25 protein-coding genes and 1 other RNA gene are annotated in these 24,533 nt (G+C 61.7%); 13 read left to right on the plus strand and 13 right to left on the minus strand.

Features of this window, described 5'->3' with window-relative positions:
* Nucleotides 1-23: 23 nt before the first annotated feature.
* Nucleotides 24-473 carry an EVE domain-containing protein gene (locus tag C8K66_RS11040; protein ID WP_046381695.1) on the minus strand — a complete coding sequence of 150 codons (450 nt, stop codon included), beginning with the start codon at nucleotides 471-473 and terminating at the stop codon, nucleotides 24-26.
* 195 nt (nucleotides 474-668) lie between these two features.
* Between C8K66_RS11040 and C8K66_RS30990 the strand changes: the two genes are divergently transcribed.
* Entirely contained in the window at nucleotides 669-818 is a 150-nt protein-coding gene (locus C8K66_RS30990; RefSeq protein ID WP_090234720.1) for a hypothetical protein, read from the plus strand.
* A 7-nt stretch (nucleotides 819-825) separates the two neighbouring features.
* Here the strand turns inward: C8K66_RS30990 and C8K66_RS11045 are convergent, their stop codons facing one another.
* From C8K66_RS11045 to C8K66_RS11060, 4 genes are all read right to left on the minus strand, one after another.
* Entirely contained in the window at nucleotides 826-1,455 is a 630-nt protein-coding gene (locus C8K66_RS11045; protein WP_108524834.1) for a 5-formyltetrahydrofolate cyclo-ligase, read from the minus strand.
* A gap of 57 nt (nucleotides 1,456-1,512) precedes the next feature.
* Nucleotides 1,513-1,691, minus strand: a non-coding RNA gene (ssrS, locus tag C8K66_RS11050) — 6S RNA.
* Nucleotides 1,692-1,721: 30 nt separating this feature from the next.
* Complete coding sequence (locus tag C8K66_RS11055; RefSeq protein WP_108524836.1) at nucleotides 1,722-2,039, minus strand: cell division protein ZapA; 318 nt, start codon at nucleotides 2,037-2,039, stop codon at nucleotides 1,722-1,724.
* The gene (locus C8K66_RS11060; RefSeq protein WP_017845111.1) at nucleotides 2,036-2,245 is read right to left on the minus strand and encodes a TIGR02449 family protein; all 210 of its coding nucleotides are present in this window, start codon (nucleotides 2,243-2,245) and stop codon (nucleotides 2,036-2,038) included. Before C8K66_RS11060 ends, C8K66_RS11055 begins: the two co-directional genes overlap by 4 nt.
* Nucleotides 2,246-2,382: 137 nt before the next feature.
* Here C8K66_RS11060 and C8K66_RS11065 point away from each other — a divergent pair, with 137 nt between their 5' ends.
* From C8K66_RS11065 to gcvH, 8 genes are all read left to right on the plus strand, one after another.
* Complete coding sequence (locus C8K66_RS11065; protein WP_017845110.1) at nucleotides 2,383-2,940, plus strand: YecA family protein; 558 nt, start codon at nucleotides 2,383-2,385, stop codon at nucleotides 2,938-2,940.
* Between the two features lie 20 nt (nucleotides 2,941-2,960).
* The gene (gene pepP / locus C8K66_RS11070) at nucleotides 2,961-4,283 is read left to right on the plus strand and encodes a Xaa-Pro aminopeptidase (protein ID WP_046381697.1); all 1,323 of its coding nucleotides are present in this window, start codon (nucleotides 2,961-2,963) and stop codon (nucleotides 4,281-4,283) included.
* Entirely contained in the window at nucleotides 4,280-5,467 is a 1,188-nt protein-coding gene (ubiH, locus tag C8K66_RS11075; protein ID WP_046381698.1) for a 2-octaprenyl-6-methoxyphenyl hydroxylase, read from the plus strand. The genes pepP and ubiH overlap by 4 nt, the downstream gene beginning before the upstream one ends.
* Before the next feature lie 85 nt (nucleotides 5,468-5,552).
* A complete protein-coding gene (locus tag C8K66_RS11080; RefSeq protein ID WP_164887041.1) occupies nucleotides 5,553-6,770 on the plus strand; it encodes a 2-octaprenyl-3-methyl-6-methoxy-1,4-benzoquinol hydroxylase in 1,218 nt (405 codons plus the stop codon).
* A gap of 158 nt (nucleotides 6,771-6,928) precedes the next feature.
* Nucleotides 6,929-7,933, plus strand: a complete 1,005-nt coding sequence (locus C8K66_RS11085) for an extracellular solute-binding protein (protein ID WP_108524838.1) — start codon at nucleotides 6,929-6,931, stop codon at nucleotides 7,931-7,933.
* 82 nt (nucleotides 7,934-8,015) lie between these two features.
* Nucleotides 8,016-9,632, plus strand: a complete 1,617-nt coding sequence (locus C8K66_RS11090) for an iron ABC transporter permease (protein ID WP_108524840.1) — start codon at nucleotides 8,016-8,018, stop codon at nucleotides 9,630-9,632.
* A gap of 156 nt (nucleotides 9,633-9,788) precedes the next feature.
* Entirely contained in the window at nucleotides 9,789-10,871 is a 1,083-nt protein-coding gene (gcvT, locus tag C8K66_RS11095; RefSeq protein WP_079444901.1) for a glycine cleavage system aminomethyltransferase GcvT, read from the plus strand.
* A 51-nt stretch (nucleotides 10,872-10,922) separates the two neighbouring features.
* A complete protein-coding gene (gene gcvH, locus C8K66_RS11100) occupies nucleotides 10,923-11,306 on the plus strand; it encodes a glycine cleavage system protein GcvH (RefSeq protein WP_046381702.1) in 384 nt (127 codons plus the stop codon).
* Nucleotides 11,307-11,348: 42 nt separating this feature from the next.
* On the opposite strand, the gene C8K66_RS11105 is transcribed toward gcvH, so the two are convergent.
* The 7 genes from C8K66_RS11105 to C8K66_RS11135 form a co-directional block, all read right to left on the minus strand.
* Entirely contained in the window at nucleotides 11,349-12,488 is a 1,140-nt protein-coding gene (locus C8K66_RS11105; protein WP_017845102.1) for a DegT/DnrJ/EryC1/StrS aminotransferase family protein, read from the minus strand.
* Nucleotides 12,489-12,645: 157 nt separating this feature from the next.
* Entirely contained in the window at nucleotides 12,646-13,311 is a 666-nt protein-coding gene (locus C8K66_RS11110) for an outer membrane protein (protein ID WP_046381703.1), read from the minus strand.
* A 182-nt stretch (nucleotides 13,312-13,493) separates the two neighbouring features.
* Nucleotides 13,494-13,808, minus strand: a complete 315-nt coding sequence (locus tag C8K66_RS11115) for a DUF2388 domain-containing protein (protein WP_003176799.1) — start codon at nucleotides 13,806-13,808, stop codon at nucleotides 13,494-13,496.
* Nucleotides 13,809-13,877: 69 nt separating this feature from the next.
* Nucleotides 13,878-14,324, minus strand: coding sequence for an NfeD family protein (locus tag C8K66_RS11120; RefSeq protein WP_017845100.1), 447 nt, complete (start codon nucleotides 14,322-14,324; stop codon nucleotides 13,878-13,880).
* Nucleotides 14,325-14,334: 10 nt separating this feature from the next.
* Complete coding sequence (locus C8K66_RS11125) at nucleotides 14,335-15,255, minus strand: SPFH domain-containing protein (protein ID WP_046381704.1); 921 nt, start codon at nucleotides 15,253-15,255, stop codon at nucleotides 14,335-14,337.
* A gap of 77 nt (nucleotides 15,256-15,332) precedes the next feature.
* On the minus strand, nucleotides 15,333-17,015 hold the full coding sequence (locus C8K66_RS11130) for a GspE/PulE family protein (protein ID WP_108524842.1): 1,683 nt from the start codon (nucleotides 17,013-17,015) through the stop codon (nucleotides 15,333-15,335).
* Nucleotides 17,016-17,095: 80 nt separating this feature from the next.
* Nucleotides 17,096-17,434 carry a hypothetical protein gene (locus C8K66_RS11135; protein WP_017845097.1) on the minus strand — a complete coding sequence of 113 codons (339 nt, stop codon included), beginning with the start codon at nucleotides 17,432-17,434 and terminating at the stop codon, nucleotides 17,096-17,098.
* 127 nt (nucleotides 17,435-17,561) lie between these two features.
* Between C8K66_RS11135 and C8K66_RS11140 the strand changes: the two genes are divergently transcribed.
* Nucleotides 17,562-18,032: an Lrp/AsnC family transcriptional regulator gene (locus C8K66_RS11140; protein WP_046381706.1), complete on the plus strand. Its 471-nt coding sequence runs from the start codon at nucleotides 17,562-17,564 to the stop codon at nucleotides 18,030-18,032.
* 72 nt (nucleotides 18,033-18,104) lie between these two features.
* On the opposite strand, the gene C8K66_RS11145 is transcribed toward C8K66_RS11140, so the two are convergent.
* Nucleotides 18,105-19,472, minus strand: a complete 1,368-nt coding sequence (locus C8K66_RS11145; protein ID WP_017845095.1) for an inorganic triphosphatase — start codon at nucleotides 19,470-19,472, stop codon at nucleotides 18,105-18,107.
* 158 nt (nucleotides 19,473-19,630) lie between these two features.
* Here C8K66_RS11145 and argE point away from each other — a divergent pair, with 158 nt between their 5' ends.
* The 3 genes from argE (at nucleotide 19,631) to C8K66_RS11160 (ending at nucleotide 24,295) form a co-directional block, all read left to right on the plus strand.
* A complete protein-coding gene (argE, locus tag C8K66_RS11150; protein ID WP_046381708.1) occupies nucleotides 19,631-20,779 on the plus strand; it encodes an acetylornithine deacetylase in 1,149 nt (382 codons plus the stop codon).
* A 133-nt stretch (nucleotides 20,780-20,912) separates the two neighbouring features.
* On the plus strand, nucleotides 20,913-22,211 hold the full coding sequence (gene argA / locus C8K66_RS11155) for an amino-acid N-acetyltransferase (RefSeq protein ID WP_017845093.1): 1,299 nt from the start codon (nucleotides 20,913-20,915) through the stop codon (nucleotides 22,209-22,211).
* Between the two features lie 734 nt (nucleotides 22,212-22,945).
* Nucleotides 22,946-24,295 carry an OprD family porin gene (locus tag C8K66_RS11160; protein ID WP_057003984.1) on the plus strand — a complete coding sequence of 450 codons (1,350 nt, stop codon included), beginning with the start codon at nucleotides 22,946-22,948 and terminating at the stop codon, nucleotides 24,293-24,295.
* Nucleotides 24,296-24,533: the final 238 nt, after the last annotated feature.

Consider the following 24,533-nt stretch of genomic DNA (forward strand, 5'->3'; position numbering starts at 1 on the left):
GCGTGACTGCAAGGTTCTGCGGTTCAGCCCAGCGCGAGGACCGCCGACCATTGCTCGGCGGTCACCGGCATCACTGACAGACGGCTGCCTTTTTGCACCAGGGGCAGTTCGGCCAGGGCGGTTTGCTGCTTCAGATAACCCAGGCCGAGCACCTTGGGAAACGTCTGGACGTGGGCCACGTCGATCGCGCTCCACGGGTTTTTGTCCGGGCTGGCCTTGGCGTCGAAATAGTGGCTGGAAGGTTCCAGCGCGGTGGGGTCGGGATACGCCGCCACGACGATTTTGCCGATGCCGGCAATGCCAGGCTCGGGGCAGCTGGAGTGGTAGAAGAAAAACTCATCGCCCACCGCCATCGCACGCAGAAAGTTGCGCGCCTGATAGTTGCGAACCCCGTCCCATCGCGCTTCGCCGAGGTGTTCCAGGCCGGTGATGGAGAGTTCGTCGGGCTCGGATTTCATCAGCCAGTAGGCCATTGGGGGGCTCCTGAAAAAGGCGTTGGACAGGTTGTGGGGCAATTGCATGACAAACCGACGGTCGGTTGGCGTCAAGGTTTGCGTGTTGGTTCACGTTAACGCAGAATGCCGGGATTTTAAGCTTGACGCAGCTGCAACGGACTACTTTGGAACGTTGTTGTCATCGTGTACGAGGTGCCTGAAGGGGGGCAATCGATGCAACGCAAACCGGATTTACTATGGATACTGGTTATTTTGTTTGGTCTGGGCGTCGTGACCACCGGGTATGCGCAAAGCTTATGGTCGAACAAGACCGATGCGCCCGTTGAACTGACCCAGCAGCCGCTACAACCGTTCAAGCGTTAACCCTTCTTCAGGGCGTCGCGGGTTCCAGCGACGCCTGTGCGATATACCACTGCTTATCGGTGACGGTGCCCGCCAACGGCACATCCCAACTCGCCTGCACCAGCTGTTCGACTTTCTGGCATTCATGGGCCAGGCCCAGCAGCGTCGGCTTGCGCCAGTGCTGGCGGCGCGCCAGGTAAGCCAGGCTGCGGTCATAAAAACCGCCACCCATGCCCAGCCGTCCCCCCGCGTCATCGAACCCCACCAACGGCAATAGCACCAGGTCCAGCGCCCAGACCTTGCGCTGGCGGCGGACATTCACCCGTGGTTCAAGAATGCGAAAGCGATTGGGCTGCAACGTCTCCCCGGGGCGAACGCGCTGGAACACCATCTTGGTCCGTGGCCAGGCGCTGAGCACCGGCAGGTAAGTGGCCTTGCCCCGCCGCTGAGCCGCACGCAGCAGCAAGCGCGGATCGATTTCACCGTCCGTCGGCAGATACAGGGAAATATGCTTGGCCCGGCGAAACAGCGGGTGCTGTGCCAGTTGCCGATACACGCCTTGGGCGGCTTTTCGCTGCTCGCTTGGCGTGAGTGCGCAGCGGGCGTTGCGCAACATGCGTCGAAGTTGCGGACGGGAAAGCGGCGCAGGTTCGGTCATGGTTTTTCGGCTCATAAAACAATGCCAGTCCTGGGACTGGCATTGAGTTTGGGATTCAGGCTCCCCGACAGAACCGCTGTCGACTAAGCCCTTGAACCCGAAAGTTCAAGGTGGAAGAAGCAGTAGGCTTTAAGGCTTTCCGTCTAGCGGACATGCACACCAGCCAAACGTGCAACTTCCAGGGTAGTGCGAATCGGCTCCGGGACATCGCCGACTGGCAAGCACGCCAGGGAGTGGGGCGAGTATACCTTAAACAGATGCGGCAATCAGCCCTTGGATGCGTCGGAATCGTTGGACAGTGCCAGGTCCACACGCTCCAGCAGGTCACGTACCTGCTCGCGCGTCGAGCCGCTGGCCTGCACGTCCGGGCGCTCCTGCTTATGCAGCAGATCGTGGGTGATATTCAACGCGGCCATCACGGCGATGCGGTCGGCGCCGATCACTTTGCCGCTGCTGCGGATTTCACGCATCTTGCCGTCCAGGTAGCGGGCGGCGCTCACCAGGTTGCTGCGCTCTTCCTGGGGGCAGATGATCGAATATTCTTTGTCGAGAATCTGCACGGTGACGCTATTGCTTGAACTCATGAGTCTTGCTCCAGGGCCTTCAGGCGCGAAATCATCGACTCGACCTTACGCCGGGCGATTTCGTTTTTTTCAATGAGGTGAGCGCGTTCCTCGCGCCAGGTCTTTTCCTGAGCTAATAGGAGTCCGTTTTGCCTCTTTAGTTGCTCGACCCGATCAATTAGCAATTCGAGTCTGGCCATCAGCGCTTGCAGGTCGGTGTCTTCCATTGGGTTCCACTGGATTTGTCTGATGAATGGCAACTGCAGGATAAACGATCTGACGCCCTTGATAGTCTGGTGCGTCTGCCGGTGCTAGGATACAGCGCTTCATTCTAGACATTGCGCCGTCTGGCGCCTAGCTCACCATGCCCATTCAGAACTCCCCGTACGATGCTTTTACCAAACTGCTGAGCTCCAGCGGTCATCCTTGCTCGCCCGCCGAACTGCACGGCGTGTTGCTGGGCCGCAGTTGCACCGGTGTTGGCTTTGACGCCGACAACTGGCTGGCCGATGTGGCCGAACTGCTGGAAACCGAGCCCTCCGAGAACGTGCGTAACGCGCTGATCGGCCTGCAGGAAATGGTCAAGGGCGAGCTGACCGGTGATGACGTCACCGTGGTCCTGCTGCTGCCGACCGACGATGCACCGCTCACCGAACGTGCTGCCGCGCTGGGCCAATGGTGCCAGGGCTTCCTCCATGGCTTTGGCGTGAATGCCGGCGGCCTGGAGCTGAGCACCGACGCCAAGGAAGTGCTGCAGGACCTGGCGGCCATCTCCCAGGTGCAAGATGCCCTGGAAGAGTCCGAAGACGGCGAAGGCGACTACATGGAAGTCATGGAATACCTGCGCGTCGCGCCGCTGCTGCTGTTCACCGAGACCAAGAAGTCCGCTGAACCGGCCACCCCCAAGCCGTCGCTGCACTGAGAAAGGAAGCCCGTCTGCCCATGATCCATATCCCGAAAGCGGAATACACCCGTCGCCGCAAGGCGCTCATGGCGCAGATGGAACCCAACAGTATCGCGATCCTGCCGGCCGCCGCGGTGGCCATCCGCAATCGCGATGTCGAACATGTCTACCGCCAGGACAGCGATTTCCAGTACCTGAGCGGCTTCCCCGAGCCCGAAGCGGTGATCGTGCTGATGCCCGGTCGCCCGCACGGCGAGTACGTGCTGTTCTGTCGCGAACGCAATGCCGAGCGCGAACTGTGGGACGGCTTGCGTGCCGGTACCGAAGGCGCGATCCGTGATTTCGGCGCCGACGATGCCTTCCCCATCACCGATATCCACGACATCCTGCCCGGCCTGATCGAAGGCCGCGACCGGGTGTATTCGGCGATGGGCAGCAATGCCGAGTTCGACCGGCACCTGATGGAGTGGATCAACATCATCCGCTCCAAAGCGCACCTGGGCGCCCAGCCGCCGAACGAATTCGTTGCCCTGGATCATCTGCTCCACGATATGCGCCTGTATAAATCGGCGGCGGAAGTGAAGGTGATGCGCGAAGCTGCGCGGATTTCCTGCGCCGCCCACGTGCGGGCCATGCAGGCCAGCCGCGCCGGCTTGCGTGAGTTCAGCCTCGAAGCCGAACTGGATTACGAGTTCCGCAAAGGCGGCGCGAAGATGCCGGCCTATGGCTCCATCGTCGCCGCCGGGCGCAACAGTTGCATCCTGCATTACCAGCAGAATGACGCGCTGCTCAAGGACGGCGACCTGGTGCTGATCGACGCCGGCTGCGAGATCGACTGCTACGCCAGCGACATCACCCGCACCTGGCCGGTCAACGGCAAGTTTTCGCCCGAGCAACAGGCGATCTATGAAGTCGTGCTGGCCGCCCAGGAAGCCGCCTTCGCCGAGATTGCACCGAACAAGCATTGGAACCAGGCCCATGAGGCCACCGTGCAGGTCATCACTGCCGGGCTGGTGAGGCTGGGGTTGCTGCAAGGGGACGTTGACGAACTGATCGCCGGCGAAGCCTACAAACCGTTCTACATGCACCGCGCCGGCCATTGGCTGGGGATGGATGTGCATGATGTCGGCGAGTACAAAGTGGGCGGTGAATGGCGTGTGCTGGAGGTCGGCATGACGTTGACCGTGGAGCCGGGGATCTATATTTCGCCGGACAACCAGAGCGTGGCAAAGAAATGGCGTGGCATCGGCGTACGCATCGAGGACGACGTGGTAGTGACCAAGCAAGGCTGTGACATTCTGACCGGCGGCGTGCCCAAGACCGTCGCCGACATCGAAGCGCTGATGGCGGCCGCCCGATGAGCCGGGTCAACCTGGCCATTATCGGCGGCGGCCTGGTGGGCGCGAGCCTGGCGTTGGCGCTGCAGGACGGGGCCAAGGCGCGGGGCTGGAAGATCCTGCTGATCGAACCCTTCGCACCGGGCGACAGCTACCAGCCGAGCTACGACGCACGTTCTTCGGCGCTGTCCTATGGCGCGCGGCAGATCTATCAGCGTCTGGGTCTGTGGCAGGCCATCTCCCGCCGCGCCGAGCCGATCAAGCAGATCCATGTGTCGGACCGCGGGCGCTTCTCCACCGCGCGCTTATCCGCCATGGAAGAGGGCGTGCCGGCCCTCGGCTACGTGGTGGAAAACGCCTGGCTCGGCCAATGCCTGTGGCAAGGCCTGGATAAGGACGTGGTCAGCTGGCGTTGCCCGGCCGAAGTCACGCGCATGGAGCCGCTGCCCGATGGCTATCGCCTGACCCTCAACGACGAAACCGTGCTGGAGTGCGACCTGGCGGTGCTGGCCGACGGCGGTCGCTCCGGCCTGCGCGAGCAACTGGGGATCGGCGTGAAATCCCGCCCGTACAACCAGAGCGCGCTGATCGCCAATATCACCCCGAGCGAAGCCCACAACGGCGAAGCCTTCGAGCGCTTCACCGATGAAGGCCCGATGGCCCTGCTGCCGCTGCCGGACAACCGCTGCGCGCTGGTCTGGACCCGTGCCGGCATGGACGCCCAGCGCCTGGCCAACCTGGATGAGCGCAGTTTCCTCAGTGAATTGCAGGGCGTGTTCGGCTACCGCCTGGGCACCTTGAAGCAGGTCGGTGCGCGGCATCTGTACCCGCTGACCCTGGTGGAAGCCGAAGAACAAGTGCGCTCGCACCTGGCGATCCTCGGCAATGCCGCCCACAGCCTGCACCCGATTGCCGGGCAGGGCTTCAACCTGTCCCTGCGCGATGCGAATGCCTTGGCCGAGGCCTTGCTGGCCGGGCCGGCGGTGCCGGGTGACCTGGCGACCTTGCAGGCATATCGCGAGCGGCAGCGCATGGATCAAACGCTGACCGTGGGTTTCTCCGATCAGGTCACGCGCCTGTTCGGCAGCGCCCAGCCGCTGGTCGCGCTGGGACGCAACATGGGCCTGCTGGGCCTCGACCTGCTGCCGCCGGCGAAACGCTGGTTCGCCCGTCAAGCCATGGGCCTGGGCACGCGTCCCGATGCGTAGCCGCGACTACATCGTTCGGGACGGGATGAGATTAACCCTTTACGTGCGGCGCAAGCCGCCAGCGAGACAGGCTTAAAGCATGGATATGCGCGCAGATGTGCTGATTGTCGGGGCCGGAATGGTCGGGAGCGCCCTGGCGCTGGCGTTGCAGGGCAGTGGCCTGCAGGTGCTGCTGCTCGACGGCAGCCCGCTGAGCGTCAAGCCGTTCGAGCCTGACGCGGCTTTCGAGCCGCGGGTGAGCGCCTTGTCGGCCGCCAGCCAGCGCATCCTTGAGCGCCTTGGCGTGTGGGATGGCATCGTCGCACGGCGCGCCAGCCCGTATGGCGAGATGCAGGTGTGGGACGGCAGCGGCACCGGGCAGATCCATTTTTCGGCGGCCAGCGTGCATGCCGAAGTGCTCGGGCATATCGTCGAAAACCGCGTGGTCCAGGATGCCTTGCTCGATCGCCTGCACGACTGCGACCTGGGCCTGCTGGCCAATGCGCGCCTGGAACAGATGCGCCGCTCCGGCGATGACTGGCTGCTGACCCTGGCCGACGGCCGCACACTGCGTGCGCCGCTGGTGGTCGCCGCCGATGGCGCCAACTCCGCGGTGCGCCGTCTGACCGGCACCGCGACCCGCGAATGGGATTACTTGCACAACGCTATCGTCACCAGCGTGCGCAGCAGCCAACCGCACCGGCGCACCGCCTGGCAACGCTTTACCGACACCGGCCCGCTGGCGTTTTTGCCGCTGGTGCGGGATGGGCAGGAGGACTGGTGTTCGATCGTCTGGTCGACCACGCCGGCTGAGTCCGCGCGCCTGATGGCGTTGGATGAGGAAAACTTCTGCCGTGAGCTGGAGCGTGCCTTCGAAGGGCGCCTGGGCACGGTGCTCAGCGCCGACCCGCGTGTGTGTGTGCCCCTGCGCCAGCGCCACGCCAAACGTTATGTGGCCGAAGGCCTGGCGTTGATCGGCGATGCGGCCCACGTGATCCATCCGTTGGCGGGGCAGGGGGTGAACCTCGGTTTTCTCGATGCGGCCGTGCTGGCCGAGGTGCTGTTATCGGCGAGCGAGCGCGGCGAACGCCTGGCGGATGTGAAAGTGCTGAGCCGTTACGAGCGTCGACGCATGCCGCACAACCTGGCGCTGATGGCTGCGATGGAAGGTTTCGAGCGCTTGTTCCAGGCCGACCAGCTGCCGTTGCGTTGGCTGCGCAATGCCGGCTTGAAGGTGGTCGACCAGATGCCGGAAGCCAAGGCGATCTTCGTGCGCCAGGCCCTTGGCTTGAGCGGGGATCTGCCGGAACTGGCCAGGCCCTGACACACCCTGCAGCCCGGGCCTGCCCGCGATGAGGCGATACGTCGCACTGCCGAACGCGGCTTTGCAACATCTCGTAACGCCTCACTCGAGTGAGTGATTGAGATGCTAAATGTGAGTCCTTATCATTTGTACTCTTTTGTTCACGAGAGACCGCACCCATGTCGGCACCCAAGCGCCTCCTGACTGCCCTGGCACTCACCCTCATCGGCAGCACCACCGTGCAGGCGGCCGACGAAGTCGTGGTCTACTCCTCGCGCATCGACGAACTGATCAAGCCGGTGTTCGACGCCTACACCCAGAAAACCGGGGTGCAGGTGAAGTTCATCACCGACAAGGAAGCCCCGCTGATGCAGCGCATCAAGGCCGAGGGCGAGAACGCCACCGCCGACCTGCTGCTCACCGTCGACGCCGGCAACCTCTGGCAGGCCGAGCAGATGGGCATCCTGCAACCGTTCACCTCCAAGCTGATCGACGCCAATATTCCGCTGCAATACCGCTCGTCCACCCACTCCTGGACCGGTTTGAGCCTGCGTGCGCGGACCCTCGCCTATTCCACCGACCGGGTGAAGCCAGGCGAGCTGACCACCTACGAAGCCCTGGCCGACAAACAATGGGAAGGCCGCCTGTGCCTGCGCACGGCGAAAAAGGTCTACAACCAGTCGCTGACCGCCACCCTGATCGAAACCCATGGCGCGGCCAAGACCGAAGAAATCGTCAAGGGCTGGGTGAATAACCTGTCCACCGATGTGTTCTCCGACGACATCGCCGTGCTCGAAGCGATCAACGCCGGGCAGTGCGACGTGGGCATCGTCAACACTTACTACTACGGCCGCCTGCACAAGCAGAAGCCGAACCTGGCGGTGAAGCTGTTCTGGCCGAACCAGGGCGACCGTGGCGTGCATGTGAACCTGTCCGGCATCGGCCTGACCAAATACGCGCCGCACCCGGAAGCAGCCAAGGCGCTGGTGGAGTGGATGACCACGCCTGAGGCGCAGAAGATCTTTGCCGACGTGAATCAGGAGTTCCCGGCCAACCCGACGGTGGCACCGTCGGCTGAAGTGGCCAGTTGGGGCAAGTTCGTGGCGGACACCTTGCCGGTGGAAGTGGCGGGCAAGCGCCAGGCCGAGGCGATTCGCCTGATGGATCGGGCCGGCTGGAACTGAATGTGTAGGTGGGAGGGGGCTTGCTCCCTCCCACACTGTTTTGTGTCTGTCTGTAGATCATCCATTCCCAGGGAATTTGCTCTTGGCCCACCCCGCCCAACGCCGCTGGTACCTGCCGGTCTTCAGCGTCGCCGCCCTGGTGTTGCTGCCGCTGAGCGTGCTGTTGCTGTCCTGGCAAAGCATCGACGCGCAGATCTGGTCCCATCTGTGGGAAACCCAGATGCCGCGCCTGCTGGGCAATACCCTGACCCTGGTGCTCGGCGTCGGCGTCGGCGTGACCTTGCTGGGTGTGAGCCTGGCGTGGCTGACCAGCCTCTGCGAATTTCCCGGGCGGCGCTGGCTCGACTGGGCGCTGATGCTGCCGTTCGCGATCCCGGCGTATGTGCTGGCGTTTGTGTTTGTCGGCCTGCTGGACTTCTCGGGGCCGATGCAAACCCTGCTGCGTGACGCGTTCGGCAGCGGCGTGCGCCTGCCCCGCGTGCGTTCCACCGGTGGGGTGGTCATTGTGTTGGTGCTGGTGTTCTATCCCTACGTCTACCTGCTGGCACGCACGGCGTTCCTGGCCCAGGGCAAGGGCTTGATGGAAGCGGCGCGCGTGCTGGGGCAATCGCCCTGGCAAGCCTTCTGGCGCGTGGCCCTGCCCATGGCGCGGCCGGCGATTGGCGCCGGCGTGGCCCTGGCGCTGATGGAGACCCTGGCGGATTTCGGTGCGGTCTCGGTGTTCAACTTCGATACCTTCACCACCGCGATCTACAAGACCTGGTACGGCTTTTTCAGCCTGTCCAGCGCGGCCCAGCTGGCCAGCCTGTTGCTGCTGGTGGTGATGCTGGTGCTCTACGGCGAGCGTCGTGCCCGCGGTGCCAGTCGGCCGAGCAATGAGCGGCCGCGCGGCAAGGCGCTGTATCACCTGCGCGGCTGGAAGGCGGCGGCGGCCAGTGGTTGGTGCGGCCTGGTGTTTGCCTGTGCCTTTGTCATTCCGATGCTGCAACTGCTCGCCTGGTTCTGGCAGCGCGGCCGTTTCGATCTGGACGAGCGCTATACCGGCCTGATCGTCCACACCCTGTACCTGGGCGGTATCGCGGCGCTGGTCACGGTCAGCGTGGCCCTGATACTGGCCTTCGCCAACCGCCTGGCGCCGACCCGGGCAATTCGTTCCGGCATCAGCCTGGCCAGTGTCGGGTATGCGTTGCCGGGCTCGGTACTGGCGGTGTCGATCATGTTGGCGTTCAGCTACCTGGACCGTGAGCTGGTGGTGCCGTTGTCGGGCTGGCTCGGTGGCGCGGGCAAACCCTTGTTGCTGGGCAGCTTGGCGGCATTGGTGCTGGCGTATCTGGTGCGTTTCCTGGCGGTGGCTTACGGGCCGCTGGAAAACAGCCTGGCGCGTATCCGTCCATCGTTGCCCGAAGCTGCGCGCAGTCTTGGGGTGAGCGGTCCACGACTGTTTTGCAAAGTGTATCTTCCGCTGTTGCTGCCGGGCACCCTGAGCGCAGCGTTGCTGGTGTTCGTCGATGTGCTCAAGGAAATGCCGGCGACCCTGCTGATGCGCCCGTTTGGCTGGGACACCCTGGCGGTGCGGATCTTTGAGATGACCAGTGAAGGGGAGTGGGCGCGGGCGTCATTGCCGGCCTTGACCTTGGTGCTGGTGGGCCTGTTGCCGGTGGTCGGGCTGATACGACGTTCCGCTCGGCAAATCGGTTAGGTGCCAGTCCTACGGCTTGAGGCTACAATGCGCGGCATTCGGTACGCTCCGTGTTTCGGACCGGCTCGTCGGATGTGGCTGTAAGCCCTTTGATTCAAGGGGTTAAGCCCATCCTGCAGCCCTGCGTACCTTCGCCAAGCCCGGAAGGAGAAACCCATGGGACAGCGCACGCCTTTGTATGACCTGCATCTCGCCCTCGGCGCGAAAATGGTCGATTTTGGCGGTTGGGATATGCCTCTGCACTATGGCTCGCAAGTTGAAGAACACCATCAGGTGCGACGCGACTGCGGGGTGTTCGATGTATCTCATATGACCGTGATCGATGTCACCGGCCCCCAGGCCAAGGAATGGCTCCAGTACCTGCTGGCCAATGACGTCGACCGTTTGCACGGCTGCGGCCGTGCGTTGTACAGCGCCATGCTCAACGAGCACGGCGGGGTGGTGGACGACATGATCGTCTACCGTACCGAAGCCGGTTATCGGCTGGTGGTCAACGCCGCCACCCGTGACCAGGACATGGCCTGGATGCAGGCGCAGTTGGGCTCTTACCCGGTGCAACTGCACGAGCGCTCCGAACTGGCCATGCTCGCTATCCAAGGCCCCCACGCCCGGCAGAAAATCGCCGAACTGGTGACTCAGTCGCGTGGCACCCTGATCCACCAGCTCAAGCCCTTCGAAGGTCAGGCCGATGGCGACTGGTTTATCGCCCGCACCGGCTACACCGGCGAAGACGGCCTGGAAATTGTCCTGCCGGCCGATCAGGCCCCGGGTTTTTTCAACGACCTGGTGGGCGCGGGGATTTCCCCCATCGGCCTCGGCGCCCGCGACACCCTGCGCCTGGAAGCCGGCATGAACCTGTATGGCCAGGATATCCACCAGGACGTTTCGCCCCTGGCGGCCAACATGGCCTGGAGCATTGCCTGGGAACCGGCCGCGCGCCGTTTCATCGGCCGCGCCGCGCTGGAAGCCGAACTGGCGGCCGGGGTGCAGACCAAATTGGTCGGTTTGGTACTGGAAGAACGTGGGGTTTTACGCGCTCACCAGGTGGTTCGTATCGCCAATGTTGGCGAAGGGGAGATCACCAGTGGTAGTTTCTCTCCTACGCTGAGTAAATCCATTGCTTTGGCGCGTGTACCGACGGCGACTGCCGATCGGGCCGAAGTGGAGATCCGCGGCAAGTGGTATCCGGTTCGAGTGGTCAAACCGACCTTCGTGCGCCATGGTAAAACCTTGATCTAACTATTCCGGCAGGCCAGTGGCCGCTGACATTTCTTCTTGAGGACATAGACTATGAGCGATATCCCTGCCGGCCTGCGTTATGCCGAAAGTCACGAATGGGCCCGTTTGGAAGCTGACGGCACTGTGACCGTCGGCATCTCCGACCATGCCCAGGAAGCCTTGGGTGATGTGGTGTTTGTTGAGTTGGCCGAAATCGGCAAAGCGTTTGCGGTGGGGGACGCGGCGGGTGTCGTGGAGTCGGTTAAAGCGGCTTCGGACATCTACTCGCCAGTTGCTGGCGAAGTGATTGCTGTTAACGAGGAACTGAGCGGCAGCCCTGAGTTGTTGAACAGCGACCCTTACGGCGCCTGGATCTTCAAGCTCAAGCCCAGCAACCCGGCCGACCTGGAAAAACTGCTCGATGCCGCCGGCTACAAAGCCGCCATCGGCGAGTGATCCCGCTGCAGGAGCCGGTCATCCGGCTCCTGCAACAGCCTTTCAGCGCTTCAGCACGGCCTTCACCGCCGCTACCGAGCGTTCCACATCTGCCTCTGTCATTGCTGTGAACATCGGCAACGACACGATCAAACGCCCAACACGTTCTGCTACAGGGAACATGCCTTCCTTGAACCCGCGTGCCCGATACAGGCTCAACAGGTGGATTGGCGGGTAGTGATAGCCAATGCCGACGCCGTGGGCCTGCATCTGCTCCATGAATGTGGCGCGGGCCGGCAGCCCGTCCTGGCGCTCCGGCAGGACCAGTTGGAACAGGTGCCAGTTGCTGTTTTCGAAATCCGCCGGTGGCAGTTGCGCACCGTATTGCTCTTCAAAATCACTGCCGAAGCACTTGAAGTAGTGCCGCGCCAGGTTCTGGCGATGGGCGGTGATCTCCTGGATATGGGCAAATTGCCCCAGGCCGATGGCGGCGGCGATGTCGGTCATGTTGAACTTGCCGCCCAGCACATCCACGTCCAGGCCGTCGAAGCCGGTGCGGGTCACGCCCTGCAAGCGGTACTTCTCTGCCAGGCGTGCTTCGTCGGCGTTGTTCAGCACCAGGCAGCCGCCCTCGGAAGAGGTGATGTTCTTGTTCGCCTGGAAGCTGAACGACACGAAGTCGCCGGTGGCGCCGATCCGCTCACCGTCCCAGCTCGACCCCAGGGCCTGGGCGGCATCTTCAACGATACGCAGGTTGTACTTGTTGGCCAGTGCGTAAAGCATCGGCATATCCAGCGGCAGGCCGGCCAGGTACACCGGGATGATCGCCTTGGTGCGCGGGGTGATGGCTGCTTCGACCTGGGCCAGGTCGATATTGCGGGTTACCGGGTCGATATCGGCAAACACCGGCGTGGCGCCGACTTCCAGAATCACGTTGGCCGTGGCAACCCAGGAGATCGGCGTGGTGATGACTTCATCGCCCGGCCCGATACCGGCGATGCGCAAGGCAATCTCCATGGTGCAGGTGCCCGAGTTGAAGGTGCGTACCGGTCGCCCGCCAAAGTATTCCGACAGTTGCGCTTCGAACGCCTGCACTTTCGGCCCGCTGGTGATCCAGCCCGAACGCAGTACATCACCGACCGCCGAGATGGTGGCTTCATCAATGGTAGGTTTGGAAAATGGCAGAAAGGGCTGTTGGCTCATGACGACGAAGGCATCCGTTTCAGATAGACGATGAGAGAAGGCATATCAGTACCGGCATGGTTGCACGGCGTGACTGAATATAGCCTGTCTTCTGTGAACGAAACGTCACCCAAACGATGAAAAATGCCGCATCGAGCGCGGCATTTTCTGCTGCGAGTCAGAAGGAAACGCGCGCTTCCAGAAACATATTCTGCTCTTTGAGCTTGCCTTTGAGCTGCTCATCCCGTGCGTTCACGCGGTTGGCGAAGGTGTTGTAGCCGGTTTCCACATCGCCCATGGCGGTGTAACGGTAACCCGCGCCGAGGGTGAGTTGTTCGCTGACCTTGGCCTCCAGCCCCATGCCGACGCTGTAGGCGAAATTGTGCTGGCGGTGGCTGGCAAAGCGCCGGGTCTCGTTGGTCTGGTAGCCCTCGGCGTCGATCCGCGCCACCCCCACGCCGGCCATGCCGTAAAACGACAGCCAATCATTGAGTGGGATGTCCTTGTAGCCATTGAGCATCAAGCGCTGGCTGTGGACCTGTTGGCTGTTGACGTTGGCATTGAAGGGCGCCCAGTAGGATTTGAAGGTCGAATGCTTCGGCATGGTGTATTCCCCTTCCAGGCGCCAGCCATCGGCAAACGCATAACCCACGGCGAAAGAGGCGACGATTGACTTGCTGCTGTCGGGCGCCTCCACCCGTTCGGTGACGCGTGGGCTGGTCAGCAGGGCGCTGGAGAGGTTCTGACGGGCGTGGTTGAGCTTCAACGATCCGTACCCGTTTTCTGCATGGGCATGGGGGGTAAAGAACACAGAGAACAGCAGCGCGTAGGCGAGTTTTTGCATGGAAGGGATTCGCTCGATGGAAAAGGAATCCTTAGCTTGTTGCCTGGCGCTTGAGGGCTCGACAGGACTTCTCTGCCCGCGGCTGGAAAAAATAGACTATCTGCGTAGTGCCCGGGGGCGATGACTGTAGGAAATGATCAAAAAAATGCCGCTGGGAAGCGGCATTCTTTATGGGGCGAGGATTACTCGGTGACAGCGTTTTTCGCGAGGATGGCGTTGGCCAATTCCATGTCCGTGGCCTGGAGGCCAGGGTTATCGGCGCGGACTTTCTGCATGGCGGCTTCCAGGTACGGGCCGCGGATGCCGCCGTCGCTGGCAACGAAGCTGCCTGCGTCGTCTTGGGCGGCAACCACCAGCTTGTGGTCCTTGAAGGTCAGGTACGTCGAGCCGGTCGTGGCGCCCGATGAGATGACATTACGCCAGAAGCTGTCGGCCATGGCTGAGCCGACAGGTAGGGAAAGCACAGCGAGGGTGGCGACAGCATATTTGAGACGCATGGCGGGTGACTCCGGGTGGGTTATCTGTACTCTATGATTGTAGTTAGCCCAATCGAGTTCCATCACTGACTAAACAGTTTCAACCTGCAAAACCGTCCCCTCCTGTGCAACCACGCATACATGAGCGCCTACGGGGGTGTCCGGGCCGGTCACGATCCACACGCCATCACCGACTTTTATCTTGCCGCGACCATCCACAATTGCCTGATGCACGACAAACGTATGGCCGATCAACTCTGAACCGCGCTCGTTGAGTCCCGGTTGGTCGCTGGCCTTGGCGCTGCTGCGCTGGCGTTTCCACCAGTACACCGCCGTCAATATCGACAACACGGCGAACAGCAGCAGTTGCCATTCCAGCCCGAGCGGCGGTACCAGGAACTTGATCACGCCCACGGCGGCCGCGGCGATCCCCATCCACAACAGGTAGCCGCCGGCGCCGAACACTTCAAGAATCAGCAGCACTGTGCCCAGTGCCAGCCAATCCCAAAACGAAAGATGCTGCAGGAAATCCCACATGGCGATGGCCTCAGCCTTTCTTGTTGTCGAAAGTCGCTTTGACGATTTCGCCGATACCACCGACAGCGCCGATCACCTGGCTGGCTTCCAGCGGCATGAGGATCACCTTGCTGTTGTTGGCCGAGGCCAGTTTGCCCAGCGCGTCGATGTATTTCTGGGCGACGAAGTAGTTGATGGCCTGCACGTTACCGGTGGCGATCGCTTCGGACACTACCTGGGTGGCGCGGGCCTCTGCCTCGGCTTGACGTTCGCGGGCTTCGGACTCCAGGAACGCGGCTTGGCGTCCACCTTCGGCTTCGAGGATCTGCGCCTGCTTCTTGCCTTCGGCGGTCAGGATCGCCGATGCCCGCAGGCCCTCGGCTTCGAGGATCTGTGCGCGCTTGATCCGCTCGGCTTTCATCTGGCCCGACATGGCGGCCATCAGGTCGGCGGGTGGGCTGATGTCCTTGATCTCGATCCGGGTGATCTTGATGCCCCACGGCGCCGTGGCCTCGTCGACGGTGCGCAGCAGTTTTTCGTTGATGCCGTCACGTTGGCTGAGCATCGCATCCAGTTCCATGGAACCGAGTACGGTACGGATGTTGGTCTGCAACAGGTTGCGGATGGCGTGTTCGAGGTTGTTCACCTCATAGGCGGCCTGGGCGGTGTTGACCACCTGGAAGAAGCACACGGCGTCGATCTGCACGGTGGCGTTGTCGGCGGTGATCACTTCCTGGGGCGGGATATCCAGCACGCTTTCCATCACGTTGATCTTGCGACCGATGCGGTCCATGACTGGGATGATGATGTTGAGGCCGGGCTTGAGCGTATTGGTGTAGCGGCCGAAGCGCTCGACCGTCCACTGATAGCCCTGGGGCACCACTTTGAAGCCCATGAACAGGATGGCGATGGCCAATCCCACGAAAAGAAGCAGTACGGTTCCGATCTGCATAGCGATTCCCTATCTGAAGATGTCAGTGAAACGACGTTCGGCCGATTGTAACGGGGTTGTCTGCGATAAGAAGGGTTTCACCGCCCGACAGCCAACGGATTTGTTTCTGAATCCCCAGGCGTGGCGCGCAAGATTTCCGCCAGGCTGGTCAACCCGGCTTCGACCTTGTGCATGCCGGCCATTCGCAGGCTGCACATCCCTTGCTGGAGCGCCGCCCGGCGCAAGGCCTGCACGTCGGTGCCGGGGGTGATCAGCGACTTGAGCGCGTCGTCCAGCACCATGATTTCGTAGACCCCGGCGCGCCCGCGATAACCGCTGTCACGGCACTCCGCGCACCCGATGGCTTCAGTGTTGTTGCTGCTGGTTGTGCGTTTGCAGCGTGGGCACAAGAGCCGCACCAAGCGTTGCGCCATCACTCCCAGTAGTGTGGCCTTGATCAAATAATAAGCAATGCCCAGTTCCTGCAATCGGCTGATCGCACTCGGCGCATCGTTGGTGTGCAGGGTCGACAGCACCAGATGCCCGGTCAGCGCGGCCTGGATCGCCATCTCGGCGGTTTCCTGGTCGCGGATCTCGCCGATCATGATGATGTCCGGGTCCTGGCGCAGCAGTGCGCGGATGCCGCTGGCGAAGCTCAGGTCGATATTGTGCTGCACCTGCATCTGGTTGAATGCCGGCTCGACCATCTCGATCGGGTCTTCCACCGTACACAGGTTGACCTCGCGGCTCGCCAGGCGCTTGAGGGTGGTGTAGAGGGTGCTGGTCTTGCCGGAGCCGGTAGGGCCGGTGACCAGGATGATGCCGTGGGTCTGGCGGGTCAGGCTGTGCCAGCGTTGCTGGTCCTGGGCCGACAGGCCAAGCTGGTCGAAGTCCTTGAGCAGTACCTGGGGGTCGAAAATCCGCATCACCAGTTTCTCGCCGAACGCCGTGGGCAAGGTTGAAAGGCGCAATTCCACTTCCGCGCCCGCCGGGCTTTTGGTCTTGACCCGCCCGTCCTGCGGTTTGCGTTTTTCCGCCACGTTCATCCGGCCCAGGCTTTTCAGGCGGCTGACCACCGCCATCGTGACCTGGGGCGGAAACTGGTAGACGTCATGCAGCAGCCCGTCGATGCGAAAACGCACGCGGCCCTGCTCGCGACACGGCTCGATATGGATATCGCTGGCCCGCTGGCCGAACGCGTACTGCAACAGCCAGTCGACGATATTGACGATATGCGCGTCGTTGGCGTCCGGCGCCTGGTCGCCGGCGCCGAGGTTGAGCAACTCGAAATGTGCCGGCGCGGGTGTTGTTTGATCGGCGCCGCTGACGGACTTCGCCAGGCGATAGAACTCGCCGATGCAGCGCTGGATGGCCTGTGGGTTGGCGACCACGCGTTTGATCGAACGCTTGAGCACCTGCGCCAGCCCGGCTTCCCAGGCAGTGACGTAAGGCTCGGCACTGGCGACCGTGACGCTCTGCGCATCCACGGCCACCGCAAGAATGCCGTGGCGCTGGGCGAAGGCGTGGGACATCAGCGGCACCACCGTCGCCACATCGATCTTCAGCGGGTCGATACGCAGGTAAGGCTGCCCGCTGTGCCGCGCCAGCCATTGCGTCAGGGTTTCCAGGCAAGGCCCCTGGGCCGCGATGCATTCCAGGGGATGCTGAGTGTGGCTGGCCGGCAGCGTCGACAAGCGCCGGGCCACATCGAGGGTGATCACGCCCTGCTCGACCAGGGCCGGTAACAACGGGGGCAATTCCAATCGCTGATCAACAGGCATTGAGGCTTTCCTGGGGCGCCGGGTGTATTCCCAGGCTAGTCAGCCCCTGACCCGCTGCCTTGCGCGTGTATTGCAGGCTTTTACTGGGCGCCGGCGGCCAGCGCCTGAGGCCGCACAGAATCAGCCGACCACATCTCCAGCGAGCACACGCTGATCAGGTTTCGAATCTTTTCACCGATCACCTGGGCTCGGTGCCAGCTCACGCCATCCATCACAATATCCACGGTCAGCACATCGTCCTGGCGATTCACACTGACCTGGCGCGGCGTCAGGAACTGCAGCGCGAAATAGTTGAGCACCCGGCACAGCACATCGGGTTCGGCCTCGGCGACGATCTGGTAATGGGCCTGGCAATGGGCACTGTCGACGGCCCACGCATCGACGCGGGTGACAGGGCAGGTGGTTTCGACGGCGTGCATGCGGACTCTCCAGATTCGATTGGAGAAATTCTTACATTCGCGAAAGGAGATTTCTTATCTAAGATGAGCCTGATTCGTCGATAAATGCACAAATCAATTCAAAATAACCCGTATTAAAGGTATTTCTATGCGCAGCGAGCTGGACGTCTACGACCGCCGTATCCTGGCCCTGCTGCAGGAGGACGCCTCGCTCTCCAGCGCGCAGATTGCCGAGCAGGTCGGCCTGTCTCAATCGCCATGCTGGCGGCGTATCCAACGGCTGAAGGACGAGGGCGTGATCCGCAGCCAGGTCACGCTGCTGGACCGCAAGAAGATCGGCCTCAATACGCAGATTTTTGCCGAGGTCAAACTCAATGCCCACGGGCGTTCCAACTTCACCGAGTTCACCGAGGCGATCCGCGGTTTTCCGGAAGTGTTGGAGTGTTATGTGTTGATGGGGGCGGTGGATTTTCTGCTGCGCATTGTCACGTCGGACATCGAGGCTTACGAGCGGTTTTTCTTCGAGAAGTTGTCGATGGTGCCGGGGATTCAGGAGGTCAATTCGATCGTGGCGTTGTCGGAGATCAAGTCCACCACTAGCCTGCCAGTATTGGGCTGACAGGGCTGGCCTCATCGGGGGCAAGCCCCCTCCCACATTGGAGTGGGAAGTGGCTTACTCCCGATGGCGATATTACAGACGCAGCAGGGTCTTCCAGGCACGGTTCTGATACACCGCGATCGCCTGATGCATGCGCGCATCCAGCGATTCATCGGTGATCGGCTGGTTGGCCAGTTGCGCCAGCTTGTTCAGCTCACCGTACAGGCGGTCGAGTTCCGCAATGTCCACCACCTGGCGTGCGTGGTGCAGCCAGGCCTGGATGCGCTCGATGCGCGGCAGTTGCTCGGCGAGGTCTTCCGGTTGCTGCTGATAGCGCGGCAGTTGCAGGGCGACGGCGTCTTCGGCCAGCAGGCGTGGCAACCAGTTGGTGATTTGCGCAGCGCCCTGACGGTTACCGCGCACGTTGCGGTCGGCGGTCCAGGTGCGGTTCAGCAGCCAGCGGGAGGTGTTCAGCGAGAACAGGCCCCAGCGCACGTCGGTCAATTCTTCGGCGAATTGCTCCGGCGCGGCTTTGCGAATGTCTTCATCGTCGTCACCGGCCTGGACCAGCGGGCGCCAGTCTTCCAGCAGGGCATCGAGTGCGCTGCGCAGTTCACTGGTGGATTGACGCGGCGCGGCCTGGCCGAGGCTGCCGAGCAGGGCGCGCAGTTCGCCGAGGTTGTCGACCCAGTCCTGCAACAGGCGCCAGTGGCCATTGAAACGGTATTGCTCGGCCAGGCGCTGGCTGCTGCCCAGCAGGTGCCACATGATCGCGGCGAAGGCGTCGTCCAGTGGCATTTCGGCGTGCAGTTGCGGCGCCGGCAGGCTCAGGGAGTAGCTGCTGGCGTCATACAGGCGATAGCCGCGTTCGGCCTTGCTGATGTCGCATGGCATCAGTGCCAGGGTGGCGGCCAGTTCGGCGGCCAGTTCCAGCAGGGCGGCCGGTTCGCCTTCGCGCAGTTCCAGTTCCAGTTCGCAGATTTCTTCTTTCTGCTTGCCGGCCACTACATGGCCCAGGTCCAGTGCGGCTTCGATCACCACTTTGGCTTTGCCCCGGCCCCAGGCGATTTCGGCGCGTTCGCGCACGAAGTCGGTGGTGAAGATCGGCTTGAGGGTCTTTTTGTCCAGCTCGGCGAGTTCCTCGGGCCAGCATTCGCCGTCGAGTTTCTTCACGTCGAGCTTGGCTTTGGGCAATTCCCAGTTGTATTCGTTACGTTCCGACAAGCCGGCGACGCTTTGGCCACGGGTCTTGAGGGTCTGGATAATGTCGTCACCGTCCTTGCGCAAACGCAGGGCGACTTTGGCCTTGGCCAGGTCGCGCTCGGGGGTGTCGAAGTACTGGTTCATCAACTCACGGCGTTCCCAGCCACTTTTGTTGCGTTTTTTCAGTAGCGGGTGCTCACGCAGCGCGGCGAGTGTTTCGCGGCTGACGCGGAGCTTGATTTCGGTTTCTTTCTGCATGGCCGGAAAATCCAGGATCGGGAGCGCAGCCGGGAAAAAGAGTGGCTGCCAAGGTCGTGCAGTGTACAGGACTGAGCCCGGCAACGCGCCGCAACGGTTTATTGTGTCGTGCAGATGCCTCTATAGTGAGGTTCATCCGGGAAGTAGGGAGACCGCGCATGCCGTTACCGTCCATGAAAGAGCAATTCGCCGCCTTGATTGCCACACCGTCGGTCAGTTGCACCCAAGCGTCTCTCGACCAGAGCAACCGCCCGGTGATCGACCTGCTCGCCGGCTGGCTGGGCGATCTGGGCTTCGCCATCGACATCCAGCCCGTCAGCCCCGGCAAGTTCAACCTGCTCGCCAGTTTCGGCACGGGCCCCGGCGGCCTGGTGTTGGCCGGTCATAGCGATACCGTGCCGTATGACGCCGCGCTGTGGAAGACCGACCCGCTCAAGCTGACGGAAGTCGACGGTCGCTGGGTAGGATTGGGCAGCTGCGACATGAAGGGTTTTTTCGCGCTGGCCATCGAAGCGGTGTTGCCGCTGCTCGACCAACCGTTCAAGCAGCCGTTGCTGATCCTTGCCACCTGCGATGAAGAAAGCTCGATGTCCGGCGCCCGTGCATTGGCGGCGGCGGGGCGTCCGCTGGGGCGTGCGGCGGTGATCGGCGAGCCGACCGGCCTCAAGCCGATCCGCCTGCACAAAGGTGTGATGATGGAGCGCATCGACATCCTCGGCCGCAGCGGTCATTCGTCGGACCCGCGGCTGGGCCACAGCGCGCTGGAAGCCATGCACGACGCCATCGGCGAACTGCGCGGCCTGCGCCTGGCCTGGCAGCGCGAGTACCGCAACCCGCAGTTCAGCGTGCCGCAACCGACCCTGAATTTCGGTTGCATCCACGGCGGCGATAACCCCAACCGCATCTGCGGCCAGTGTTCCCTGGAGTTCGACCTGCGGCCCTTGCCCGGCATGGACCCGCAGGTGCTGCGCGCGGCGATCCGGCAGAAACTCGAACCAGTGGCCGAGCGCCATAAGGTGAAGATCGACTATGCGCCGCTGTTCGCCGAAGTGCCGCCGTTCGAGCAGGCCGAAGACGCAGAGCTGGTGCGGGTCGCCGAACGATTGACCGGTCATCGCGCCGAAGCAGTAGCGTTCGGCACCGAAGCGCCTTATCTTCAGCGCCTTGGTTGTGAAACCCTGGTGCTTGGCCCTGGCGATATTGCCTGCGCTCACCAGCCGGGCGAGTACCTCGAAATGTCACGCTTGACGCCTACAGTGCGTCTATTGCGGGAACTGATCGAATATTACTGCCTGACACCTGCATAAATTAATCCCTGCCCATGCGTACATAAGGAGAGCGAGCGTGTTGCCAAGCCTGTTCCGACGATAACCATCAGCCTGCTGTGCGTTTTCACGACTCATCCTTTTTCGGCTGCTTTTTATTACAGGCCCAGGTTCCATGCCCGACTACGTCAATTGGCTTCGTCACGCTTCGCCCTACATCAACGCCCACCGCGACTGCACCTTTGTGGTCATGCTGCCCGGCGACGGTGTGGATCATCCGAACTTCGGCAATATCGTCCACGACCTGGTGCTGCTCCACAGCCTGGGAGTGCGACTGGTGCTGGTCCACGGTTCGCGCCCACAGATTGAAGCGCGCCTTGAAGCGCGCGGACTCAACCCGGTTTACCACAACGGCCTGCGCATCACCGATGCCGCCACGCTGGAGTGTGTGATCGATGCGGTCGGCCATCTGCGCATCGCCATTGAAGCGCGCCTGTCGATGGACATGGCCTCGTCGCCGATGCAGGGCTCGCGCTTGCGCGTGGCCAGCGGCAACCTGGTGACGGCGCGCCCGATCGGCGTGCTCGAAGGCGTGGACTTCCACCACACCGGCGAAGTGCGTCGGGTCGACCGCAAAGGCATCAATCGCCTGCTGGACGAGCGCTCCATCGTGCTGCTGTCGCCCCTGGGGTATTCGCCCACCGGCGAGATCTTCAACCTGGCCTGCGAAGACGTCGCCACCCGCGCCGCCATCGACCTGGCCGCCGATAAGTTGCTGCTGTTCGGTGCCGATCCTGGCCTGATCGATGAAAATGGCCGCCTGGTGCGTGAACTGCGCCCGCAACAAGTGCCGGCGCACCTGCAACGCCTGGGCAGCAACTACCAGGCTGAATTGCTCGATGCGGCTGCCGAAGCTTGCCGGGGCGGGGTAGGCCGCAGCCATATCGTCAGCTATGTCGAAGACGGTGCGCTGCTCACCGAACTGTTCACCCGTGATGGCGGCGGTACGCTGGTGGCCCAGGAACAATTCGAGCTGGTGCGCGAGGCGGCGATCGAAGACGTCGGCGGCTTGCTCGACCTGATCAGCCCGCTGGAAGAGCAGGGCATCCTGGTACGCCGTTCGCGGGAAGTGCTGGAGCGCGAGATCGAGCAGTTCAGCGTGGTCGAACGCGAAGGCATGATCATCGCCTGCGCGGCGCTGTATCAGATCGCCGATTCGGACGCGGGGGAGCTGGCGTGCCTGGCGGTCAACCCGGAGTATCGCCACGGCAGGCGCGGCGATGAACTGCTCGAGCGCATCGAGGCTCGCGCCCGGGCGCAGGGGTTGAAGACCCTGTTCGTGCTCACCACGCGCACGGCGCACTGGTTCCGCGAGCGCGGCTTTGTGCCCAGCAGCGTGGATCGCCTGCCTTCGGCGCGGGCATCGCTGTACAACTATCAGCGTAACTCGAAGATTTTCGAGAAGGCCCTGTAATACCCCGCCCTCCCAGCCTCTGAGCTGGTTTGCCTGCGATGCAGGCCTCGGTCGTTGCGTTAACCCGAGGTGATGCGTTCGCCGCCAAACCAGCTTGTCACTTCGAAAATCGGTACGTCCCACGGGCGAAGGGCGTAGCGATGACGTGGTCGATCAAACCCCGGGGTGCGTCATCGTGCCACCCGTGCCCCCTACTAAAGTTTAAGGATTCTTGATTTTGAGCCGATACGATCAAGGCGCAGAGGGATAAATTGCGCGAAGCTTTCGCTGCCAGACGGCTCGATCAGCGGCTCTCAGGCCGGCATGAAATATTAGCGATACAAAAACTGTAACAAATTGACGGGAAGATGGGCGTTTGGCCATGATGGCGTCGCCTTTTTGATCCTGGGTGACGTATGTGACGGTGCGTTCAGCTAAAAAGATCTAAAAAGCGATCAAGAAATGCCTTTTAGGAATTAGCTTATGCAAAGGTTCGTCTACGCTGACGCGTCTTGCTTTATGCAGAGACTTATTCCAAAAGCATATGAAAAAGAATGAAATAATTCTTTTTGGGTGTATGAAAAATTCATTACCCTGCAGGGACCAAACAAACTGCGATTAGACGAAGGTAGTAGACACACAAGGTTACGATTGACTTGGCGGTCACTATCTGGCGCTAATCGCGCATCTGTGGATCTCCGGCGTTAGACCTGAGACCAAAGAAATACAAAAATTAGAAATGAGAGGAGCGGTACATGAAGAAGTCCACCTTGGCATTGGCTGTAGCACTCGGGGCAATCGCCCAGCATGCAGGCGCCGCCGGTTTTATCGAAGACAGTAAGGCCACACTGGGTCTGCGTAACTTCTACATCAACACTGACAACCGTGATGGCCAGCCATCGTCTACCTCGAACACCCGTAGCAAGAACGCCGAATGGGGCCAAGGCTTCGATCTGCGTTTCATCTCGGGTTTCACCCAAGGTACCGTTCAGTTCGGCGTTGACGCCATTGGCCTGTACGGCCTGCGTCTGGACTCCAGCCGCGCAGACCACGGCAACTACACCGGCACTGCGTCCGGCGGCACCGTCTTCCCAAGCGACGGCAACAAGGCTGTCGACGACTACGCTAGCCTGGGTCTGACCGGTAAGATCAAGATTTCCCAGACCGTGGCAAAATTGGGCACCCTGCAGCCAAACAACCCGGTGATCAAGACCAACGACGGTCGCCTGTTGCCTCAGACCTTCCAGGGCGGCGAGATCGTTTCTAACGAAATCAAAGACTTGACTCTGACCGCTGGTCAAATCGAGTCGGCCAAGGGCCGTAACTCCAGCAACAACGAAAACCTGTCGATTGCTGGCGCGAACAAAAGCTCCAACTATGACACCGGCAAATTCAGCAACAAGTTCTACTACGCCGGTGCCGACTACAAGATCACCAAGGATCTGACCGCTTCGTACTACTTCGGCGAGCTGAAAGATTTCTACTCCCAGAACTTCCTGGGCCTGGTACACAACTGGGCAATCGGCCCGGGCGTGCTGAAAAGTGACCTGCGCTACTACCGCAGCCGCGACAACGGTGAGAACGCTAACAACTCTGCGTACTACACCAGCGGTTACTACAACGATGGCGCCAAGCCGGTTACCAGCGGTAAGGTCGACAACGACCTGTACAGCTACCTGGCACTGTACTCGGTCAGCGGCCACACCTTCGGTGGCGGTTATCAGTACACCAAGGGTGACAGTGACTTCCCTTGGCTGAACCAAGGTGACGGTTCGTCGGCCAGCATCACTACCGACATGCAAATCCAGAAGTTCGCCCGTGCCGGCGAGCGTACCTGGCAAGCGCGTTACGCTTATGACTTCGCCCAAGTGGGTGTGCCTGGCCTGACCGCGGGTGTGGTTTACCTGAAAGGCACCAACATTCAGACCACCACTGGTGACAAGTCTGAATGGGAACGTGACATCAGCCTGGCTTACGTTATTCCACAAGGCCCACTGAAAAACCTCGGTGTTGCCTGGAAAAACGCTATGTGGCGCACCGACGTTGCGACTCGCGACCAGGACGAAAACCGCCTGATCGTCAGCTACTCGATCCCACTGTTGTAAGCCTGTAAAACCTTGCCCGGCGCAATGCCGGGCAAGGTGTCTTGCTTTTCAAGTCGGGCTCAACCCCCGCAAGCCCTTCCTGAACCCCTCTTTTTACAGCGTCTCAAGGCCTTCTCGAACCTTGGACGGAATGTTGACTCTCGCCTGTTTCAAGGTCCAGTGAACACATTTTTAATATTCCTATATCGTCTAGATAAATCGATATTTATTCTTTTTAAATAATCCGTAATCCATGCAC

It is taken from the genome of Pseudomonas sp. GV105 (genome assembly GCF_003058185.1).
Lineage (GTDB): Bacteria > Pseudomonadota > Gammaproteobacteria > Pseudomonadales > Pseudomonadaceae > Aquipseudomonas > Aquipseudomonas veronii.

Excerpts from the sequence above, each read along its gene's own strand:
- C8K66_RS11040 (WP_046381695.1), bottom strand. The coding sequence starts at position 473 with ATGGCCTACTGGCTGATGAAATCCGAGCCCGACGAACTCTCCATCACC.
- C8K66_RS30990 (WP_090234720.1), top strand. The coding sequence starts at position 669 with ATGCAACGCAAACCGGATTTACTATGGATACTGGTTATTTTGTTTGGT.
- C8K66_RS11045 (WP_108524834.1), bottom strand. The coding sequence starts at position 1,455 with ATGACCGAACCTGCGCCGCTTTCCCGTCCGCAACTTCGACGCATGTTG.
- C8K66_RS11055 (WP_108524836.1), bottom strand. The coding sequence starts at position 2,039 with ATGAGTTCAAGCAATAGCGTCACCGTGCAGATTCTCGACAAAGAATAT.
- C8K66_RS11060 (WP_017845111.1), bottom strand. The coding sequence starts at position 2,245 with ATGGAAGACACCGACCTGCAAGCGCTGATGGCCAGACTCGAATTGCTA.
- C8K66_RS11065 (WP_017845110.1), top strand. The coding sequence starts at position 2,383 with ATGCCCATTCAGAACTCCCCGTACGATGCTTTTACCAAACTGCTGAGC.
- pepP (WP_046381697.1), top strand. The coding sequence starts at position 2,961 with ATGATCCATATCCCGAAAGCGGAATACACCCGTCGCCGCAAGGCGCTC.
- ubiH (WP_046381698.1), top strand. The coding sequence starts at position 4,280 with ATGAGCCGGGTCAACCTGGCCATTATCGGCGGCGGCCTGGTGGGCGCG.
- C8K66_RS11080 (WP_164887041.1), top strand. The coding sequence starts at position 5,553 with ATGCGCGCAGATGTGCTGATTGTCGGGGCCGGAATGGTCGGGAGCGCC.
- C8K66_RS11085 (WP_108524838.1), top strand. The coding sequence starts at position 6,929 with ATGTCGGCACCCAAGCGCCTCCTGACTGCCCTGGCACTCACCCTCATC.
- gcvT (WP_079444901.1), top strand. The coding sequence starts at position 9,789 with ATGGGACAGCGCACGCCTTTGTATGACCTGCATCTCGCCCTCGGCGCG.
- gcvH (WP_046381702.1), top strand. The coding sequence starts at position 10,923 with ATGAGCGATATCCCTGCCGGCCTGCGTTATGCCGAAAGTCACGAATGG.
- C8K66_RS11105 (WP_017845102.1), bottom strand. The coding sequence starts at position 12,488 with ATGAGCCAACAGCCCTTTCTGCCATTTTCCAAACCTACCATTGATGAA.
- C8K66_RS11110 (WP_046381703.1), bottom strand. The coding sequence starts at position 13,311 with ATGCAAAAACTCGCCTACGCGCTGCTGTTCTCTGTGTTCTTTACCCCC.
- C8K66_RS11115 (WP_003176799.1), bottom strand. The coding sequence starts at position 13,808 with ATGCGTCTCAAATATGCTGTCGCCACCCTCGCTGTGCTTTCCCTACCT.
- C8K66_RS11120 (WP_017845100.1), bottom strand. The coding sequence starts at position 14,324 with ATGTGGGATTTCCTGCAGCATCTTTCGTTTTGGGATTGGCTGGCACTG.
- C8K66_RS11125 (WP_046381704.1), bottom strand. The coding sequence starts at position 15,255 with ATGCAGATCGGAACCGTACTGCTTCTTTTCGTGGGATTGGCCATCGCC.
- C8K66_RS11130 (WP_108524842.1), bottom strand. The coding sequence starts at position 17,015 with ATGCCTGTTGATCAGCGATTGGAATTGCCCCCGTTGTTACCGGCCCTG.
- C8K66_RS11135 (WP_017845097.1), bottom strand. The coding sequence starts at position 17,434 with ATGCACGCCGTCGAAACCACCTGCCCTGTCACCCGCGTCGATGCGTGG.
- C8K66_RS11140 (WP_046381706.1), top strand. The coding sequence starts at position 17,562 with ATGCGCAGCGAGCTGGACGTCTACGACCGCCGTATCCTGGCCCTGCTG.
- C8K66_RS11145 (WP_017845095.1), bottom strand. The coding sequence starts at position 19,472 with ATGCAGAAAGAAACCGAAATCAAGCTCCGCGTCAGCCGCGAAACACTC.
- argE (WP_046381708.1), top strand. The coding sequence starts at position 19,631 with ATGCCGTTACCGTCCATGAAAGAGCAATTCGCCGCCTTGATTGCCACA.
- argA (WP_017845093.1), top strand. The coding sequence starts at position 20,913 with ATGCCCGACTACGTCAATTGGCTTCGTCACGCTTCGCCCTACATCAAC.
- C8K66_RS11160 (WP_057003984.1), top strand. The coding sequence starts at position 22,946 with ATGAAGAAGTCCACCTTGGCATTGGCTGTAGCACTCGGGGCAATCGCC.